This window comes from Metabacillus sp. KUDC1714 (genome assembly GCF_014217835.1).
GTDB lineage: Bacteria > Bacillota > Bacilli > Bacillales > Bacillaceae > Metabacillus > Metabacillus rhizosphaerae.
Map to the genome: position 1 here is coordinate 5,426,984 of NZ_CP055263.1, position 18,558 is coordinate 5,445,541.

Annotated in this window: 16 protein-coding genes and 1 pseudogene; 6 read left to right on the forward strand and 11 right to left on the reverse strand. The window is 35.3% G+C overall.

From position 1 onward, the window contains the following. Nucleotides 1-258: 258 nt before the first annotated feature. Complete coding sequence (locus HUW50_RS25045) at nucleotides 259-2,307, reverse strand: choice-of-anchor I family protein (RefSeq protein WP_066327483.1); 2,049 nt, start codon at nucleotides 2,305-2,307, stop codon at nucleotides 259-261. Between the two features lie 265 nt (nucleotides 2,308-2,572). Beyond that, nucleotides 2,573-3,748, reverse strand: a complete 1,176-nt coding sequence (locus HUW50_RS25050) for an LL-diaminopimelate aminotransferase (RefSeq protein ID WP_066327488.1) — start codon at nucleotides 3,746-3,748, stop codon at nucleotides 2,573-2,575. A 320-nt stretch (nucleotides 3,749-4,068) separates the two neighbouring features. Between HUW50_RS25050 and HUW50_RS27465 the strand changes: the two are divergent. Then, a pseudogene (locus tag HUW50_RS27465) lies at nucleotides 4,069-4,267 on the forward strand (DUF3900 domain-containing protein); the annotation flags it as partial. Between the two features lie 174 nt (nucleotides 4,268-4,441). Here the strand turns inward: HUW50_RS27465 and gerQ are convergent. From gerQ to HUW50_RS25070, 3 genes are all read right to left on the reverse strand, one after another. After that, nucleotides 4,442-4,906 carry a spore coat protein GerQ gene (gerQ, locus tag HUW50_RS25060; protein ID WP_066327489.1) on the reverse strand — a complete coding sequence of 155 codons (465 nt, stop codon included), beginning with the start codon at nucleotides 4,904-4,906 and terminating at the stop codon, nucleotides 4,442-4,444. A gap of 23 nt (nucleotides 4,907-4,929) precedes the next feature. Beyond that, nucleotides 4,930-5,352 carry a cell wall hydrolase gene (locus HUW50_RS25065; RefSeq protein WP_260445604.1) on the reverse strand — a complete coding sequence of 141 codons (423 nt, stop codon included), beginning with the start codon at nucleotides 5,350-5,352 and terminating at the stop codon, nucleotides 4,930-4,932. A 328-nt stretch (nucleotides 5,353-5,680) separates the two neighbouring features. Further along, nucleotides 5,681-6,628, reverse strand: a complete 948-nt coding sequence (locus HUW50_RS25070) for a DnaD domain protein (RefSeq protein WP_083964471.1) — start codon at nucleotides 6,626-6,628, stop codon at nucleotides 5,681-5,683. Nucleotides 6,629-7,199: 571 nt separating this feature from the next. On the opposite strand from HUW50_RS25070, the gene HUW50_RS25075 reads away from it, so the two are divergent. Then, nucleotides 7,200-8,177, forward strand: coding sequence for a DUF3231 family protein (locus HUW50_RS25075; protein WP_260445724.1), 978 nt, complete (start codon nucleotides 7,200-7,202; stop codon nucleotides 8,175-8,177). A gap of 98 nt (nucleotides 8,178-8,275) precedes the next feature. On the opposite strand, the gene HUW50_RS25080 is transcribed toward HUW50_RS25075, so the two are convergent. From HUW50_RS25080 to HUW50_RS25105, 6 genes are all read right to left on the reverse strand, one after another. Beyond that, entirely contained in the window at nucleotides 8,276-9,454 is a 1,179-nt protein-coding gene (locus HUW50_RS25080; protein WP_185653462.1) for an MFS transporter, read from the reverse strand. A 132-nt stretch (nucleotides 9,455-9,586) separates the two neighbouring features. Next, a complete protein-coding gene (locus HUW50_RS25085; RefSeq protein ID WP_185653463.1) occupies nucleotides 9,587-10,150 on the reverse strand; it encodes a TetR/AcrR family transcriptional regulator in 564 nt (187 codons plus the stop codon). 331 nt (nucleotides 10,151-10,481) lie between these two features. After that, nucleotides 10,482-10,910, reverse strand: a complete 429-nt coding sequence (locus HUW50_RS25090; RefSeq protein ID WP_066327506.1) for an organic hydroperoxide resistance protein — start codon at nucleotides 10,908-10,910, stop codon at nucleotides 10,482-10,484. A 134-nt stretch (nucleotides 10,911-11,044) separates the two neighbouring features. Beyond that, nucleotides 11,045-11,854, reverse strand: a complete 810-nt coding sequence (locus HUW50_RS25095; protein ID WP_185653464.1) for a M15 family metallopeptidase — start codon at nucleotides 11,852-11,854, stop codon at nucleotides 11,045-11,047. A 296-nt stretch (nucleotides 11,855-12,150) separates the two neighbouring features. Further along, a complete protein-coding gene (locus tag HUW50_RS25100; protein WP_185653465.1) occupies nucleotides 12,151-12,594 on the reverse strand; it encodes a carboxymuconolactone decarboxylase family protein in 444 nt (147 codons plus the stop codon). A gap of 56 nt (nucleotides 12,595-12,650) precedes the next feature. Further along, nucleotides 12,651-13,325: an FMN-dependent NADH-azoreductase gene (locus tag HUW50_RS25105; RefSeq protein WP_185653466.1), complete on the reverse strand. Its 675-nt coding sequence runs from the start codon at nucleotides 13,323-13,325 to the stop codon at nucleotides 12,651-12,653. Between the two features lie 205 nt (nucleotides 13,326-13,530). Here HUW50_RS25105 and HUW50_RS25110 point away from each other — a divergent pair, with 205 nt between their 5' ends. The 4 genes from HUW50_RS25110 (at nucleotide 13,531) to HUW50_RS25125 (ending at nucleotide 18,240) form a co-directional block, all read left to right on the forward strand. Continuing rightward, on the forward strand, nucleotides 13,531-14,022 hold the full coding sequence (locus tag HUW50_RS25110) for an RrF2 family transcriptional regulator (RefSeq protein ID WP_185653467.1): 492 nt from the start codon (nucleotides 13,531-13,533) through the stop codon (nucleotides 14,020-14,022). A 522-nt stretch (nucleotides 14,023-14,544) separates the two neighbouring features. After that, on the forward strand, nucleotides 14,545-16,059 hold the full coding sequence (locus tag HUW50_RS25115) for a spore germination protein (protein WP_185653468.1): 1,515 nt from the start codon (nucleotides 14,545-14,547) through the stop codon (nucleotides 16,057-16,059). Next, complete coding sequence (locus tag HUW50_RS25120) at nucleotides 16,049-17,128, forward strand: Ger(x)C family spore germination protein (RefSeq protein WP_185653469.1); 1,080 nt, start codon at nucleotides 16,049-16,051, stop codon at nucleotides 17,126-17,128. The genes HUW50_RS25115 and HUW50_RS25120 overlap by 11 nt, the downstream gene beginning before the upstream one ends. After that, complete coding sequence (locus HUW50_RS25125) at nucleotides 17,128-18,240, forward strand: GerAB/ArcD/ProY family transporter (RefSeq protein WP_185653470.1); 1,113 nt, start codon at nucleotides 17,128-17,130, stop codon at nucleotides 18,238-18,240. Before HUW50_RS25120 ends, HUW50_RS25125 begins: the two co-directional genes overlap by 1 nt. The last annotated feature ends 318 nt before the right edge of the window (nucleotides 18,241-18,558 follow it).

Consider the following 18,558-nt stretch of genomic DNA (forward strand, 5'->3'; position numbering starts at 1 on the left):
TCTTCTTTTTATATTTCTTAAATCTTTTTAAAGCAACAATCATTGGAGTGATGATTTAATACACAATCTACCTTTATATTCCCCTGTTTACAAAAAACTAACAGTTTATTAGCATTTTAAAAAATCAAATTTAAAAGAGTTAGCACTGAAAAAGTCCAATTTAGATAAAAAAAGCTAACGACCTCAAACAAATAGGTTGTTAGCTTTTTCATTCTAAGCCGAAGTTTATCCAAAGAGATAAAATCTCTATTTCGTTTATTACTCCACTCTATTTTTACGTTTATATAAGAAAAACCCAATAACAACTAAAACAGATCCTAATAGCAAGAATGTGTTATTCATCGTTGCAGTATTAGGTAACTTTTCACCTTGTACTATTGATGTATCATTTGTTTGATTAGCACTAATTTCTTCTGTAGAGTTTTGTGTTTCCTCGTTTTCGATTTTATCCTCGTCCTGGTTGTTCTCAACAGGAGTCACAACGTCATTTTCATTCTGATCGGGTAATTCCTCATCATATAGATCTTCTTCCGGTTCTTCTACATCGGGGTTTGGTGTTTCATCAACTGGTTTTTTTGGATTTTCTTCCTCTTCAGTTGGATCTTCTTCTTCAACAGGAGCATCAACTTCAATACCAATTTGGTATGCTGCTATTGTACCTGAAATCTCATGAGCAGCTAGTAAGATATTTTGACCTGTTGGACTTTTATCAGCTGGAATAAATGTTAATCCTTCAGGTGCAACGTCTCCACTTGCAGATATAACAGCTTCATCTTCGTTAAAAACACGACTTGAAAAATAATGATTGAACGTAGGAGAATTTGGATTACTGATATTATAAATCATAATCCCACCTGTTCTTTCCAAACCAATAAAGGCATAAGCTCCACCTTGGACCTGTCCTACTGTAACAGTTTCCGGTTCTGGACCTTTATCATCACTGCGCGAATCAAAACCATTCTCATCGTTATTTGTATTAAAATATTCTTCTTTATAGACTTCCTTCGTTATTTCTTCAAAATCAGCTCCACTATCATAAGCAAGCTCTAGTGTATTGGCATTCCAAATCGAAAAGGAACGTGCACCAAAGCCATATATCGCTTCATAGTTTCCTTCTTGATTCATCGGTGCTGAAGTTGTCGAGTTTAATCTTCCTAGTTTTTCATCATTAAATAAACCTTCTGCAATTAACTGATCAAGCTCCTCTTGTGAATAGCCTTCAAATAAATCAGCATTTAAATCATATGAATCAACTAAATCCGCCACCCTTGCTTCTTCAGAAAATCCATCATAATCTTGAGCATCTCCTTCATTTGCTGACAAAATATAAGATTGACCATTTACTGTGTATGAAGCCATCCCGTCAGGTTGATACATTGATAATACTGGCCAATTGGTAATATTAATTTCGTCATCATCGTTCGAGGCATCAAGCTTGTTTTTCCCTACTGAAAAGTCTTTATAACCTAGGCTTTTGACTGTAACAAATTTCTTATTTTCAAGATCAAGCTTAGCAATCGCATTATTTTCCTGTAATGCAACATACGCATACTGATTTTGTTCATCAACAACGATATATTCAGGCTCTAAATCTTGCGAATATGTACTGTCTGGATGAACCTTTCTAACTCCAGCTTCAATAATTTCATCCGTAAAAGGAACCTGACTCACAGCTTGGTCATTTATTGATGCTGCACCAGCCGAAACATCAATTATACTTACAGTTCCTTCTGGATTAACAGAATAATCTCCATTCGGTTCACCTTCATTTGCAACTAATACCTTTGTTCCATCAGACGTAAATGTCAACATATCTGGTAAGGATCCAACACTAACATGTGAGAGGTAATCACCATCGGTTGTCATAAATACAACATGTCCAACATCAACTTTGTTTTCAGCTGGAGCAGCAACAGCAATATACTCACCATCTGGGTGGATCGCAACACTCGTTACATCTGATGCAGAAACACCTAAGTCAGCTAAAGTAATTTGTTTTATTCGCGGTAATTCCTGTTCACCAATTTTTAAGACAGATAAATCAATAATATCAAGAGCCTTTGCAGCTCCATTAACAGAAAAGGCACGATGTGTCACTGAATCATAAGCGACAATCTCTGTTCCACCTTCTCCAATTTCGGCTCCACTTGTATAACGACCTAATAACTCAACATGAAGGGCTTGTCCAGTGTCTCTTTGATATTTTGTCATTGGCTCAGCTGCACTTGTATTAACAGGGGTAAGCAATAGAGCACATGTAGCAGCAGCCAACATAGATTTAGTAATCATTTTTTGAATTCTTAACATATTATCCTCCTTAAAACTATTTAAGAAATATTCAGATAATATGAGTTTACTGTAGCTACATAAAGCAAATTCAAGAAAATTGTTATGTTTTTGTAAAATTTATCAATATTCGTCGTATTTTGGTGTAAAATCTTATGACCACCTGAGTCTACTTTTTAAAAATGGCTGTTATGGCAAACTTTGTTGCTACTTACAAGTAGTGCGGTGTGGTTGATTTCCGTTCCAATCAACCTAAAACAGTTTTCGTTTTAAAATCATCAATCTCTTAGAAAAGAGCCTTAAAAATATTAGCTTCTTTAATAGAAGAAATAACCTTCTTAAGTTGTTCAGTATCACTCACCAATGCGATTCTTACATATCCTTCACCATTTGGACCAAATGCATGACCTGGTGTAACAACTACATTTGCCTTATCGATTAGAGCATAGGTAAATTCAAGTGATGTAAACCCTGGTGGAATTTCTGCCCATATAAACATACCAGCATCAGGTTTGGTGATTTCCCAGCCAATTTCTTTGAGCCCACTCACCAATATATCTCTTCTTTCTTGGTAAACTTTCCGGCTAGATTCACAAAATTCTGCCCCTTCCTCTAAAGCACAAATGGCAGCCTTTTGAACAGGTAAGAAAACACCATAATCTAAATTACTCTTCAGCTGATTCATCGCTTGGACAATTTGCTTATTCCCCGCTAAGAAACCAATACGACTCCCCGCCATATTATAATTTTTAGAAAACGAGGACATTTCCACACCAACGTCTTTGGCACCGTCGATCGATAAAAAACTAACAGGCTTATTACCTTCATAATAGAGCTCTGAGTAGGCAAAGTCATGTAGCACAAGAATATGATGCTTCTTCGCAAAAGCAACAACTTCAGTAAAATACTCCTTGCTAGCTAAGGCTGGAACAGGATTTCCAGGAAAATTTAATATCATGATCTTAGCTTGTTCAGCAATTTCAGTAGGGATCATCGAAAGATCAGGCAAAAATTTATTTTCTTTTTTAAGCGGCATAAAATAAGGCTTCGCACCTGCCATCGCAATTCCTGCAGCATATGCCGTATAACCAGGATCAGGCACTAGAATGACATCACCAGGATTGGCAATTACCATCGGAAAATGGACTAGCCCATCTTGAGACCCCATAAGCAATAATACCTCTTGATCTGTTAAATTCACTTGATAGTTTCTCTTATAAAACGCTGACACTGCATGATTAAATTCGCTCGTTCCTGTTAACGAATAGCCATACTGATCGCCTTTAAGTACCTCTTCTGCTAATATCTTTGTTATGAAAGAAGGAGGTGCTAGATCTGGACTTCCAATACTTAAATCAATTATTGGGGCACCTTCAGAAATTTTTTGCTTTTTATATTGTGATAATTCACTAAAAATTGATGGTTGAAAAGAATGCATTCTATTTGATAATGTTATATTCATCTGAATCCCCCACATATTTCCCGAGTACGGTATAGTTGTATAATTATATTTTTTCTGAAAATAGTGTATCACATTTAGCTATTATGCAGGTATGTGAATATTTATGAACCTCATTAAAATTGAAGTCTTTTTACTGTTTTTCTATAATGGACAGGTTGAACAAATGTGCATTTAGGTGATGGAGAAACGGAATTTAAAGTAAGTTTTTTGTCCTTTTTTGTCATGGTTGTTTTCGCAAATTTTGTTGCTATTTAGGTGTACTATGAGGTTGATTACAGCGAGAGATGCTGGCATTCCGCAGTGCGGGTGATGAGCCTCCTTCTAAAAATATGAAGTCGATCCAATCCCCCTACATGCCTGAAAAAGGAATGATTGAAAGTGATGAACTTAAAACCCACCAAGATTCACATGCCCGCTACTTTGAAGACTCCTTGTATGTGTCGAATATGTGAGTCAACGCCTAAAATAATGAAAACACAGGTTATGACAATGGTTCAGAAACAATGTCTAGGAAAAGTATGAGGAAACAGCGAAGAACATCAACAATTCGAGCAGGAAATAGAAATCTGGAAAGCAAGTCCAATGTGTGAAAATAAAAGAAGCCGAATTTCAATTTTAAATGTAGTTAAAACTAAAAACCCGCTTATTTCATTTTCCCAAAATGAAATAAGCGGGTTTTAGCGTTCTACAAACTCACTCCGATGTCGTCATGGACGCCTGGACTTCCGGATTAATTTCTGCCTGAGGGTAGTTAATTTGTTCATCGAATTCTACCCAGTCGAGATTTGCCATCATCAGTAGGAAGCGTTTGCCGCTGGACGGGTCGCTGATGATGATGTGGTCACGACCAGCCGTTTCTACGCGCCCTCGGTAAACCATTGCATTCCATTTGTTGTTACCTTGGTAAGTAAAGTAGAATGTACCGACCTTACCTTTGTTGAAGCGTAGGATATTTTCGATAAATGATTCTTCCATCACGCCTGCCAGAAGTTGCTGCCCAGTCCCTATTGGGACCACTGGAGCGGCAAACGAGGGCCCCGATGGCATAGTCGCCGGGAAGCCGCCAGGTTGTTGTGGGCTACTTGCCCGCGTCATGGAAGGTGGATAAAAACCAGGATAATAATTCATTGGATAATAATTATAGTCTCCACAAGTCATGAGAAGATTAACTCCTTTTTAATTTATCTATAAAACTCTGGGCAGTAGCCCGGTACCGCGACATAGAAGCAATGATTCTTGTGCGCAAAATCGAACTTCGTCATAGGGGATCTTGGCATCGTGGCGGTACAAGCAGCTCGGTATTTTTTCCCCGGACTGGGGTTAAAAAACCACAAACTCATTCTGGACCGAGGTTCCCTATGACCATGTAACAAATCCCTAGCCCTCTGGAGGTCAGCTTCGTTCGGACGTTGTGTATACAATGTTCCATTTAAGACGGGTTCGAAGTGAGGAATTCCAGTTCCAGGTATAGTTTGATAAATCGCATGTCTGATATTGCGCAACCCTTTAAAGTCAGGAGCACAGTCAGCCTCGACCCGATTGGCCACAACCGTTCCCACCATGCTCATCCCTTGGGCTCCCTCACCGATTGCTTCCGCTGTCATGAGCCTCGCTAACTCCTCCACGTCACGTGAAGTATGTTTTATTCGTCTACCCACTTTCTCACTCCTTTCGGCTTATACAAGTAACTTATTGCTTGAAGCTGGTTTTGGAAACTTGGCTATCAGCCCAAACTCTAGAAATTGCATCCTCAACGATTTCCACCCCCTGCTCAAACTACAAAATTAACCGCTCCAAATACAGTCCTCCAATAAAATCTCACTGTCAGGTGAGACCACTTTAAATTGATCCCTGTAAACAGGATCTAATTGACTGTAGTTTGAAGCTCTTGGTACATGAATGAGAAATTTATCAATCTTTACCTCGTTATATTTATTCACCTTCGCAGACCGATTCAGTTGTTTGCCTATACTTTGGGTCAGGCTTATGGTTCTCTTGATAAGAGTCAATTTCATCAACGGTCAGTAAAGATTCATTTTCCCGGTTTTTTAAGATACCCACCATATAGTTCTGCTTCCGCTTGTTATTAGCACAGACAATTGTCATTGCTTTTAAGATCACATTTTTCGGCTGTAAAAAGCTAGAATCATTTAACCAAGATAACAGCTGCTTTTTAGCATTCACGCTTGAAAAACCAAATCCATCGTTGTCCCAAAACTCAACGCTTTCTTTCACATCGTTTGTTTTTTGATTTTGTGTTTGATCCTCTATGTATGGATTATTCTCTATATTTGGGTTAAAAGCTTTTTGTTGTTGTTTTTCTTTTTCTTTTTCTTTTTCTTTTTGTCCCCGTATCGTATAACGAGACACAGACGTATCGTTAATATCTTCATCCTTATCTGCATATGTATCCTGTTCATTTCGATCTTTCATTTCCTTGTCAGAGGACAATCTTTCAGGCTCATAAAAAGATTCATATAGACTACGAATCTCCTGTTTTTGAATGGATTCCAAAACATATGGAATAAGCGAGGTATCCTCAACCTCTTTTAATTCCGAAAAAATACAATCCATAACCGGTTTTCCCCCTTTACAGAGGTTATCTTTTCCCCAGTTTTTAATGGCTAATTCTCTTGTTTCAGGATTGTAACGAATCAATTTGTGATGCCGGGCAAATCGTTCCATTAGAGACTGAACACTCTCAATCGAATACCCCAAATCGAAAGCCATTTGTTTCTTCGTTATTTGATAGATTCCAATTTGAGTTGTATTAGGATTCGTTAGAAGATAAAGGTAAAAATACCTATCCTCCGGGGTCATCTCTTCTAAAACAACCGGATTCTTCCAAAAATCAGTACGCACAATTCGATATTTTGCCATCTTAATCACTGCCCTTTCTTTTAAAAAATTCTTCTCACTGTATATATAGGAAGAAACGAAAAGAGAGTAGCGCATAATTGACATAAAAATTGTAAATATTTTGTGACGGTAAAATACTGTGTGCATTACACTTTCTTATTAAGCTATTAAAAAATTTGTATTCTACTCATTTTGTTTAGCTCAAAATACCTCTTCAATCAATTTTTTCAAAATAGCTTTTGTTTCTAAAATTTTGGTTGTCCTTCAAACCTCGGAATGACATGCATAAGATAATGCCAAAAGTTATTGAATTCACCACCGCTTTGTAAATAGTGATACCATCAGGGTCGACGTATTAAAATAAAAAAGAAGCTCTCACTTTGAACTGTGCCCCACATTAAACTGTTCGCACCCTACAAAATAACTCGCTTTCCCTTAAAAGTAAGATCGTTTTAGATATTCACTTCAATATTATTGAATCATTATATTACCAACATCAATTTGGTCGGATATAAAATGTTGTTCCTTTTTTAAGTTCAATCCGATCATGAATATTTAAGAATTTTATTGACAAACTAAAAAAAGAAATTGGATCTTTAGGGGGTATAAAATGAACGTAAATGAATTAGGTTCCCTTTGGTACTTACAATCAAGTTCAAACATGATCAATTTATTATTAAAATATCTTAGTCAAACTTCTGAGGATCCTGATTTAAGGAATATTTTAAATGAAATATATGAAATCTCTACATATCAAGAACAAGAGGCTACTCAATTATTGTCTGAGGAAGGTTATAAAGATACACCGTTCTTCAGGGAAGATGATATAAATAGTTCAACAACAAAGCTATTTTCAGATCATTTAATTATAGAAATCTTAAAGCATTTAACGAGTAATGGATTGCAAGCACTTACTCTTCAATATGTTGAATTAACAGATTTTAAAGTGAAAAATTTTTATAAAAAACTACTCAATGATGTTATTCAATTAGATTTTTCTTTATTAAAATTGCTTAATGATAAAGATTTATTACAAGATAATTCCTTCTCTTACAAAAAAGCAGCTGAAAGGGATGGGAAGCTATTCAAAGTTGCATCAACTCAGCAACGACCACTAAATGCGGTAGAATTGGCAAATATGTTCGGTTCCCTTCAATGTAACAATGTTGGAGTTGCTCTTTGTATCGGTTTTTCTGAAGTCGTAGAGGATATGGACACAAAAAAATTTATACTAGAAGGGAAAAAGTTAGCATTTTATCAATCAGCCTTTTTATCCGATATCTATAGAGAAAATGGAATTCCAACTACAACTGGACTAGAGGCTCACGTTAATAAAGTAATGGAATCACCTTTTTCAGATAAATTTATTGCAAACTTAATAATGCTCCTAAATCCAGTAAGTATAAGCAATCTACAAAATGCAGTGGTATCCAGTTATAAAAAGGATCATATAGATTCTTTAAAGAAGCTAATCAAGATGGTTGAAGACTACTCAGAAAAAGGGCTGAAGTTATTAATAAGGAAAAATTGGTTTAATGAACCGCCTGTGTCTAATTGGTCACATAAATAGATATGGTGGCGGCAGGTGCTAATCAAGAAATGGTAACTTCTCGGCACATACTTTAGAGATGGTAACAATCAGAAAATGGTATTAAGTTTAAATGGTGATTATTGTGATGTAACTTTAGAATAATAACGATTAAATTTGACTGAATAAATTAACACGTAGATAACGATTTGAGCAGCAAACAAGTTCAACACGATCAGCGAAGTGTTAAACTTTAAAAATTGAGTAAGTGCTCCGACTCCAATAACCGGAATGATAAATCCAGAGTACGCGCACAAATAAAAAGCCGAAATGACTCGTGGCCGTGCTTCTGGTTCTGGTAACTGACTGGCAAATCGTAACGAAATTTGAAAAGTCCATCCGCCTCCGATCGCCTGGATGAAAATGCCTGTCCAGAGTAATAGCAAACTTGATGTTAAACCAGAAGAAACAATAACCCATGACCCTATTGCAAGAAGCAAGATGCCGAATCGGATACGTGTAACCGGATGACTAGGCCAAGGTATGAATTGAGCAAAAGCCGCCCCACTGAGAAGCACGAAAATGATCAATCCAGATAAGGAGAGGTTAGACGAGTGAATGACATTTTTGACGAAAGTAGGAATAAGGGAAAACGCTATTCCTTGAATTGTGAAAACAGTGAAGATAGGCAAACCGACCATTGACCAAAAATGAGAACGAATATTGTTCGGTACACCAAGTGATATCTTCGTTTTTACTCGTATTTGCTCAAGGGAAACAACATCTTTTGGAATCGTTTCCAAAATGATGAGCGAAATGATGAGCAGGATGAGCAGAATCCAAAATGGTAACCGAAGTGGTTGAAAATGTAAATATTGCAATATTAAACCTGAGATAGCTGGTCCGAGACCAAAACCAACGAGGATTGTGACTCCTGATAACTTTAGAGCTGTGCTCACTTTATTTGGATGAGTTTGCTTCATTAGAAATGCAACAGCTGTACCTGTAAAGGCTCCGTAAGCGATTCCTTCCAATAACCGGGCGACATAGAGCATCCAGGTATCTATGCTTCCCAGGAAAAACAAGGTAGATATGATGGATATCCATATGCTACTGCGAACAACACTTTTCAATCCCCATGTGCTACTTTTGTCTCCAGTGACAAGCAAAGTTGGCAAAAGGAAAGCAGCATAAATGGCAAACAAAATCGAAATCTGCAAACTGTTCAATTGAAAAGACTCACTATACAAAGGAAATAATGGAGTAATAAAGGTAGCCCCACTCGACATCAAAAGAGAAACCAATAGCATTCTTTTCATTACTATAATCCCAACTTTCTATTATTAATTCTCCAAAAAAATTTATTATAAGTGAGTAGATACTTATAATATTTTTTCAAGAAATCACTCTTACTTACTAGAAGGTAAGTTTATTATTCAAAAAAACCGTTCCTACGGATTTCTTAAGAAACGGTTTATCTGGTTCTGTACTTCCACTAATACATCGTCTCCTAGAACACGTCTGTATAATAGTGCTCCTTTAATACTTGATAATATCGTTATCGCTAACGATTGAACGTTTTCAGAACCATTTATGATTTTTTCAGTTTGTGCATCAGAAACTATTTCTTTCATTATTGTGAGTTCCAATCTGCTTACTTCCTCAATCTTTTCTTGTATAGTATTTGGCAAAGATTCAAAATCCGTTTGCAACGAAGAGATTGGACAAATTTCAGTACACTCGAACCTTTTTGCTCGTTGCTGAATGAATTGTTTAAGTTTCTCTTCAGCAGAATCCGACGAATTTCTAATTAACAATAAAGAGTTTTGAAGGCTCTTTGAAAGACGTTCGGTAACTGCAACTCCTAAATCCTCCTTTTTCTCAAAGTGATAGTGAATACTTGCTTTGGTCACGCCAAGTTGTTTAGAGATGTCATCATAGCTGAAGGCTACATACCCTTTTTGTTGGATCAACTTTATTGCTAAGTCTACAATTTGTTTTTTTCTGTTTTCCATGTATTTACATTAACTTACTAATAGGTAAGTGTCAAGGTAAAAGGTCCTAAGTCGAATATTAAATAAAATATCTCTCTTCAGAATTGTTGTACTTCTGCTCGACCTTTAATCACCCGCTAAATCGTTTTTTATTTGTAATGACAAACACGACTGTGTTGGCGATCCCAACGGAGCTGCAAGGCAGAAGTTATAACCGATGCATACCCGACAAGCATTCCATAATCACAATCGTGTCATCATGTGCAAAGGAGCTGAATCCTTCCTGCATAGTCAACTATTTTGCGTTTTACTTCTTATTGGTAAGTTGCTGACGATATCAACTATGTTCTGATTAACCAACAACGTTCGATATTACTTCGATATTGCCACGGGTTGCTTTGGCATATGGGCAAACCTTATGTGCTTCCGCAACGATTTCCTCAGCCACGCTAGTTTCTACGCCTTTAATCGTGATGTCCATAGTAATTGCTAGCACATAGCCGTCGTCCGAATCCTTGCCGAGCGTCACATGAGAAGCAATCGTTATACCTTCTGCATTAATCTTCTTTTTTCTAAGAACCGTACCCATCGCACCTTCGAAGCATGCGGCAAACCCTGCAGCAAACAATTGCTCTGGATTGGTTCCAGCTCCGTTACCACCTAATTCTTTGGGATATCTTAAGTCCACGTTAAGATTTCCATCACTAGAAGCAGCTTTCCCTTCTCTTCCGCCTTGAACATTTACAGTAGCCGTGTACAATTTCTTTTCCATCTTAATCATTTTGGAACGCCCCTTTAATAATTGATTTTTTTATACTTTAGCTATACTAGTGACCACTTGGATTAAACCTGATGAAAAGAATATTCAAATTCTTTTATAGGGTATCCATTTTGACATTCATGATTATCACCAAATTAAATCTTTTTCACCTTTTGGAAATATTCTTCTAATGTAAGCTCATTCTCATAAATGACAGATGCCTGTTCCTTTCCAACATAACGTAAATGCCATGGTTCATATTGATAACCGGTAATTGATTCTTTCCCTTTAGGATAACGGATAATAAAGCCTGCTATATGAGCATTTTCTTTCACCCATTTTCCCTCTTTTGTTTCACCGAATTCTTCTTTTATTCCAACACTTCTGCTCGTTACATCCATTGCCAAGCCGGTTTGATGCTCACTTTTCCCTGGTAAAGCCACAGCCTGCAGCGCCTTTTCTTCCCCCTTAGTTTCTTTTTCAACATTAAATATTTCCTGCTGCCTTGAATACGACCTAAATCCTGATACAGCAATCAATTCAATCCCATCTTGTTCAGCATGGACAAATAATTCCTCTAATGCCCTTGCTGCCTCTTCTCTCAAATAACGCTGAGGTACATCTGCGTCGCCAAAAGAAAACTCTACATTAGGAACAACTAAGTTCGCAGGTTCATATGATTCCGGCAAGCTGTACTCTTTATTTACCATAGCAAGTATATTGGCTGGATTTTCAATCATTTTATTACCATTTGCCTCTTTCACAACATTAAAATATTGTGAATCCAATAATAAGTCTTTATCAATTTGCTCTTCATTTTGTTCTATATCGTTTTTTTGTCCAGATTGTTTATTATCCTGTCCCTCATATTCTCCTCTAAAAGAGATTCCTTCAGGTAATGAAAAATTCATACACGCGGATAATGTTACACTAAGAAGCAAAATAATCGATTTTTTTACAATCATTACATCACCCTATCTTCGATTAAACATTCATACTTTTAATTTATCTTAACATTTACTTACTAGTAGGTAAGTTAACCTCTAAAAAAATACTTACCTTAGTTAGAATCCTACGTTCTTGTTGTACTAACTTTATTGCTAAATCTATGATTTATTCCTACTATCAACTTACTAATAGGTAAGTTGATAGTTAAAGTCCTCTAATGAAATTATTTTTTTACCTCAACAAAACTGGTTCATTTGAATAGCTTTTGTCTTAAAATCTGAAACAAACACTAGATTATGTTCGTTGAGGATCATTATTTTTCAGTTGCTATATTCCCCATTGAAATAGAAATTCTATTCCAGCTGTTGATTTGATTGATTATGAGAACAAGGTCCACATATTCTTTTTCGCTGTAGTGTTTACGTATGCGATTATATAATTCATCAGGTACACGTTTATTCGGTATCAATGTCACATGTTCAGTTAACTCTAAAGCTACTTTTTCTGCATCTGTGTAAAATGTGCACTCTCTCCAAGCACTAATACAATATAAACGTTGTTCCGTTTCTCCCAATTTCCTAGCATCTACTGTATGCATATTCAAACAAAATGCACAGCCGTTAATTTGAGATGCAAGAATTTTAATAAGCTCACGAAGTTTACGGTCTATACCTGTAGTTTTCGTATACTTCTCCATTTGCATCATTATATTAATTGCTTCTGGAGCTACATTGTAATAATTAATTCGTTGTTCCAATATAATTACCTCCTTAAAAAGTCTATTCAATAAATAATGAAATTTTAGATAGCACTTTAATTCTCGCCTAGAGTCATCGCATATATTTTTTCTTTTGCAGCTAATCTTGAAGCAGTTTCTTCAGCTTCTTTGTATGCTTTTTGTAATACATCATTTGGTTCTAGTAATGCTGTTCCTTGTGCCCTAATGATTTGATAATCTTCAATCCCAAGGAAATTGAACATTGACTTCAGGTATTTGTGAGAGAATTCAACTTTTGTATACCAATCATCATTTGTATAGATTGATCCACTTGCTTGTATGACAAGCATTCTTCTTCCGTCGTTAAGCAGTCCCACTGACCCATTTTCAGTGTATTTAAAAGTTTCACGTGCGATCATGATATTGTCCATATAATCTTTTAATTTTGATGGAATATTAAAATTATGCAAAGGTAAAACGATGATATACGTATTTGCACTTTTAAATTGTTGTAAGATTTCAGACATACGCTCCGTTACTTTTTGCTCTTGTTTAGTTAGCTCCTGTTCTTTTCGTTGCTTTTCCCATGCACTTAAGACCATTTTATCAACCATAGGCACTTCATCACAGTACAAGTTGATCTGTTCAATATTTTCGTTATCAGGAATTAATTCTTTATAAGCTTTTAAAAAGTGGTTAAAAACCTGCAAGCTCATTGAAGATGTATCATCTACTTTAGGATGTGCATTTATGATAAGTGTTTTGTTCATTTGCATTTCTCCTTTAAATGAATTTCAGGTTACAATTAACGACTAAGTTAATCGTCGATTAACTGTGTCTATAATATAAAGGCTATCATTATTTTTGTCAAATGAATAAAATTTACCAAAAAAAATTAGTTTTATTTGACTAACACTCTAAATACTCCTAACATACAATTTGAAAAGCTTTAAAATCAAAAGTAGGTGAGTTTATATGCAGTATAGTGTCGGCGTTGAATATGCATTACATTGTCTGGTTTATTTAATTGATGTTCCTTCGAATGAAAGTATCGGGATAAAGGACCTGGCAGAATTTCAAGGGCTTTCTGAGACATTTCTTTCAAAAGTATTTGGTAAACTATCTAAGGCTGGTATTGTAAGTTCTGTCCCTGGTGTAAAGGGTGGATATCGATTATCTAAGTCCCCAGAAGATATCTCCTTTTGGGATGTAGTTAAAGCAGTTGAAGGTTCTAAGCCTATTTTTCAATGTAAAAATATAAAAGATAATGGGTATTTGTATAGAGAAAACTGTTGTACAGCCCCCTCCTCTTGTACCATCAATTTAGTTATGCTCTCTGCGGAAGAAAAAATGTGTGATTTTTTGCGAAGTAAAACACTTGCATGGTTAAATGAAGAGCTTGATCGTGACTTATCCAAACAAGTACGTGAAGATACTCGGAACTATTTTTCGAAGAGCAACATATAAAACAAACCTCTCGTGAGATTCCTTAATTAAGAGGAATTAGAGAGGTTTTTTCTTAGTTCCATGGAACGTACCTTTCAATTGTCTATTGATAATTACAAGAAATTCTCATTGTCTCCTTGTTCTTATGATACGGTAGCCGGGGTAGAATGTAAGCACCTTTAGGAGTCGTTCCCGAAAGCTAAACAGTTCCCCCCTTTGCCACTCTCCCTGTTTAATCAACATCTATTGTTAGAAGCTGAAGTAAAGTGAGAGTTTACTTACACTCTAAAACTTTAGTCTGAACTAAATAAGGATTAAACACTCATGATTCCTATAAAGTTGCGTAATGATACTCTATTATTCTTTAAAAAGTTAATTAATAATGTTTAATCTCGAATAAGTCCAAAAATCTTTTTCGAGATTTTTTTTAAAAGTTTCCATCTATTCACTTGTCCTACAACAAAAATAAAAATGATAAGTGAATACAATTTTTGTTAATAAAGATAATAAGTATTGACTGCATAGTAAGGAGTACATTTGTTTATGTTTAAGAAAAAAAATAATCAGAGCCCTACAGAATATCAAACACTTGCAGAAATAGTGAAAAGAGCTAAAAAATCATCTGATTTTAAAGAGATTAAAAAAAACATTTCAGGAATCCAGATATTTATTTTATATTTCACTACACTTATTGATCACAAGACGATGGAACGTGTGTTTCTTCCATATATTAATGAATATGAAAAAAACAAAGACCAAACTCTAGATATTCAACAATTTATAAACAAGCTTCCTCTTGAAGATGTCATTAGAACTCTGGATGCAAAAGAAATCGAAGAGAAAATTCATCAAGGTTATGTCCTAATTAAATTTGAAAATACCTCTGAAGATTGTCTTTTAGTAAACGCAAACAATTTATCTAAAGGGATTAGAGAATCTAATGAAACTGAGAATGAGTTTAATGTTATAGGTCCAAAAATAGGGTTTGTTGAAAGTCTTGATACTAATATTCTTTTACTTCGCTCTAAGTTAAAATCACCTTTATTAACGACTGAAGAGATCGTGCTAGGCACACTGTCAAAAACAAGAGTTACCATTGTTTATTTAGATGGTATTACAAATGAAGAACATATAGAATCCGTAAAAAAAAGGCTCTCTGAAATAGATTTTGATATTATATGGGATACTTCTGCTTTAATCCAACTAATTAAAGATAATTCTCATACTCCTTTTCCACTTTACTTTTCTTCAGAGAGGCTAGATAGAATTTCTTATACAATCACTTCGGGCCAAGTAGTTATATTTAGTGATGGTTCACCATACGCAATATCCGGGCCTTCTACCATATTCGATTTTTTTCTCTCATCTGAAGATTATTATTATAACTGGATTATTGGGTCTTTCTTTCGTTTTACACGAATACTTGCGATCATCTTTTCAATCTTTTCTTCCTCAATTTATGTTGCGGTTGTGACGTTTCATTATGAGGTTATACCCGCGGATTTACTAGGTCCTCTAATAGAGTCTAGAGCAAACGTTCCATTTCCGCCGTTACTGGAAGTTCTTTTTTTAGAAATGACAATTGAATTATTAAGAGAGGCAGGAGCCAGGTTGCCCACCAAGGTAGGACAAACATTGGGAATTGTTGGAGGTATTGTCATTGGACAGGCAGCAGTTGCTGCAGCACTGACAAGTAATATTTTATTAATTATTGTCGCTTTATCAGCCTTAGCTTCATTCACTACACCAACTACCGTTATGTCCAATACCATTAGAATATTAAGATTTCCCTTTATCATATTGTCATCATTACTAGGCGGGTTAGGTATTATGATAGGTTTTGCAGCGTTACTATGTCATTTGTTCAATCTAAAATCGTTTGATACTCCTTACATGGTTCCTTTTTATCCGTTTCGCCACAATAATTTAACAGATAGTATTATAAGACCACCTTATAATAAATTAAACAAAAGGCCAGATTATTTGAGACCTAAAGATAAAATGAAATATTCCCCTAAAGAGAGAAACAAAAAGAAGGATGATATTAATGACGAATAACGTATTTATTACTATTGGTTTTGTTGTTATATCTCTAATCCTGGCAGGATGTGTACCTCACAATATTATCAATGAAGTCTCTTTGATGCATAATGTAGGCTATGATGAAGAAGGAAAGATGTTAAAAGCAAGTGTTGTTTATCCAAATTATGCCGAAAGTGATAGATCTACTTTAATGACAGCTGTTGCTGAAAATACATCTAGTCTGCATGAAGAACTTGGCCATAAGTCTCAATTTCCTTTTGAAATAGGTCAAGTAAGGTTAATTATATTTGGAGATAATCTAAGTAGAAGAGGTTTAGCAGAGGTATTGGACACCATCTGTAAAGATCAAAAGATCGGCATTACCAGAATGGTCATTACAGATGGATCACCTGATCAAATACTAAATAAAACCTTAAATGAGCGTCCGCTATTTTTGATGAATTTGATTGATAAAAGTATTGAAAATGAAGGTATTCCTGAATCAGACCTCCATGTCATGTTTGACCAGTATTTTGGCAGTGGAATTGATATGTCCTTTCCGAATCTTACAGTAGATTCTCAAGGAACTATTAAAGTCGATGGAATGGGGATTTTTAAAGGTGATAAATTAGCACTAAAGATTTCAGATAAAGAAACATTCTTATTAAAATTAATGACAGACAGAAACAAACAGGGCGTATACAGTTTTAACCTCAACATGAAAGGACATAAAGCTAATATTGGGGTCAGAACGATTGATGGAAAACATAAGGTAAAAGTCATTAAGGAAAATCTCCAGGAACAAGCCAATGTTAGTCTAAATTTAGATGTAGAACTTGATGCTTTGCCCGAGTGGATCAATTTGGAAAAGGAAAAGGATCTTAAATTGTTTAAAAACGCCTTACAGAAATCCATTTCAAATGACGTTGAATTACTTCTTAAGGATTTTCAAAAAAATGGTGTAGATCCTGTAGGTTTAGGAAGATTATATAGAATCAATCATAGTAATTGGTCCGAGAAGAGTTTTTACGAAAGGATCTATCCTAATATGACGTATGATGTAAATACCAAAATTGTCGTTAGACAAACTGGGGTGGGAAAATAGTGACCGTAAAAGTAGAAAAACAATTTCAGGTTTCGTCTTTTTTCACATTTTTTCTCATTCACTCTTCCCAAACTGGTGTTGGTATCCTAAATTTTCAAAATCAAGTGATTAAAGGTGCTGAACAGGATGCTTGGATTTCTTTACTATTAACTGGCGTTACAACCCATATCATACTCTATATTATTTTTAAGCTATTAGATGAAGAAAACAATGATTTAGTAGCTGTTCATCAATATTGCTTTGGAAAAAAGATGGGTAACATTTTATCTGTCTTTGCAATGGTCTATTTCTGGTTAGCTTCCTTGACGGTTTTTCGCGCCTATATTGAAGTCATACAAATATGGGTGTATCCAACAATAAAAACATGGCAACTTTGTTTAGTATTCGGGCTTTTATTGTTTTACCTTATATCAAGTGGCTTCCGTACTTTAACTGGCTTTAGTTTCTGGGGAGTTGTTTTACCTTCTTTTCTGTTCATTTTAATCTATTTCCCAATGAAGCATATGAATTATATTTATTTACTTCCAGCTTTCAGCCACTCCCTTGGTGAGCTATTTCTATCTTCTAAGGCTTTTTCCCTGCTTTTTCTTGGTTTCGAGTGGATACTGATGTACTATCCTTTCATTAAGGATTCAAATTCTAAAACTATATCTAAATGGGCATATTTAGGCAATTTATATACCATCATTGTGTATCTAATTGTAACGTTAATTTCATTCTTATACTTCAATCAAGAGGTATTACAGCAGTTGCCTTGGGCGACTTTAATGATGGTAAAAATCGTAAAATTCTCATTCCTGGAAAGATTTGAATACGTGTTTATATTTATTTGGTTGTTAGTGGTTATATCCCCTATCTGTATTTCTTTGTGGGCATGTACAAGGATAGTAAAAAGAGCTTTTTCAATGCCTCCAAAAGCGACTTTACAACTGTTACTTATTGTAATAATGATTGCTTCCATTAGCTTTAAAGAATTTAATAGTATTGATCAGCTCATTAATCTTACGGCAAATGTAGGAATTGGATTTGTATATGTGTATCTACCACTCCTTCTTTTTATAAAATTGATTAAGAACAATTTTATAAAAAATAAGTCTTTTTTCAGAGGATAGTTAAAGAACATTAGATACTCGTTACCAGATGGGCAAATAACTTTACTATTCTTCTTGTCATATTGAAGGAGATCCTCTTCTCGATTCCCATATACATAGGATTTAATGGAATGGAAGCATAGATCCCTTTTTTATATAAATCTTAGATTTTCTTTACTGCTTATCGACAGCAACCTACCAAAGACATCAAACGTCTATGACGATTTGCAACATTCACCATGCTGCTTATCACAATGCCACTTTGCCTTTTCTTCCCTTAGCTCGTTTTTCTTCGACCGAAACAATTCTCCAAATGCTGCACCTCCTAAAATCAACAAA

Coding starts and splice junctions, on each gene's coding strand:
- HUW50_RS25050 (WP_066327488.1), bottom strand. CDS start 3,748: ATGAATATAACATTATCAAATAGAATGCATTCTTTTCAACCATCAATT.
- HUW50_RS25120 (WP_185653469.1), top strand. CDS start 16,049: ATGACGAATAACGTATTTATTACTATTGGTTTTGTTGTTATATCTCTA.
- HUW50_RS25110 (WP_185653467.1), top strand. CDS start 13,531: ATGCAGTATAGTGTCGGCGTTGAATATGCATTACATTGTCTGGTTTAT.
- HUW50_RS25080 (WP_185653462.1), bottom strand. CDS start 9,454: ATGAAAAGAATGCTATTGGTTTCTCTTTTGATGTCGAGTGGGGCTACC.
- HUW50_RS25105 (WP_185653466.1), bottom strand. CDS start 13,325: ATGAACAAAACACTTATCATAAATGCACATCCTAAAGTAGATGATACA.
- HUW50_RS25065 (WP_260445604.1), bottom strand. CDS start 5,352: ATGACAGCGGAAGCAATCGGTGAGGGAGCCCAAGGGATGAGCATGGTG.
- HUW50_RS25070 (WP_083964471.1), bottom strand. CDS start 6,628: ATGGCAAAATATCGAATTGTGCGTACTGATTTTTGGAAGAATCCGGTT.
- HUW50_RS25115 (WP_185653468.1), top strand. CDS start 14,545: ATGTTTAAGAAAAAAAATAATCAGAGCCCTACAGAATATCAAACACTT.
- HUW50_RS25090 (WP_066327506.1), bottom strand. CDS start 10,910: ATGATTAAGATGGAAAAGAAATTGTACACGGCTACTGTAAATGTTCAA.
- HUW50_RS25045 (WP_066327483.1), bottom strand. CDS start 2,307: ATGTTAAGAATTCAAAAAATGATTACTAAATCTATGTTGGCTGCTGCT.
- HUW50_RS25095 (WP_185653464.1), bottom strand. CDS start 11,854: ATGATTGTAAAAAAATCGATTATTTTGCTTCTTAGTGTAACATTATCC.
- HUW50_RS25085 (WP_185653463.1), bottom strand. CDS start 10,150: ATGGAAAACAGAAAAAAACAAATTGTAGACTTAGCAATAAAGTTGATC.
- gerQ (WP_066327489.1), bottom strand. CDS start 4,906: ATGACTTGTGGAGACTATAATTATTATCCAATGAATTATTATCCTGGT.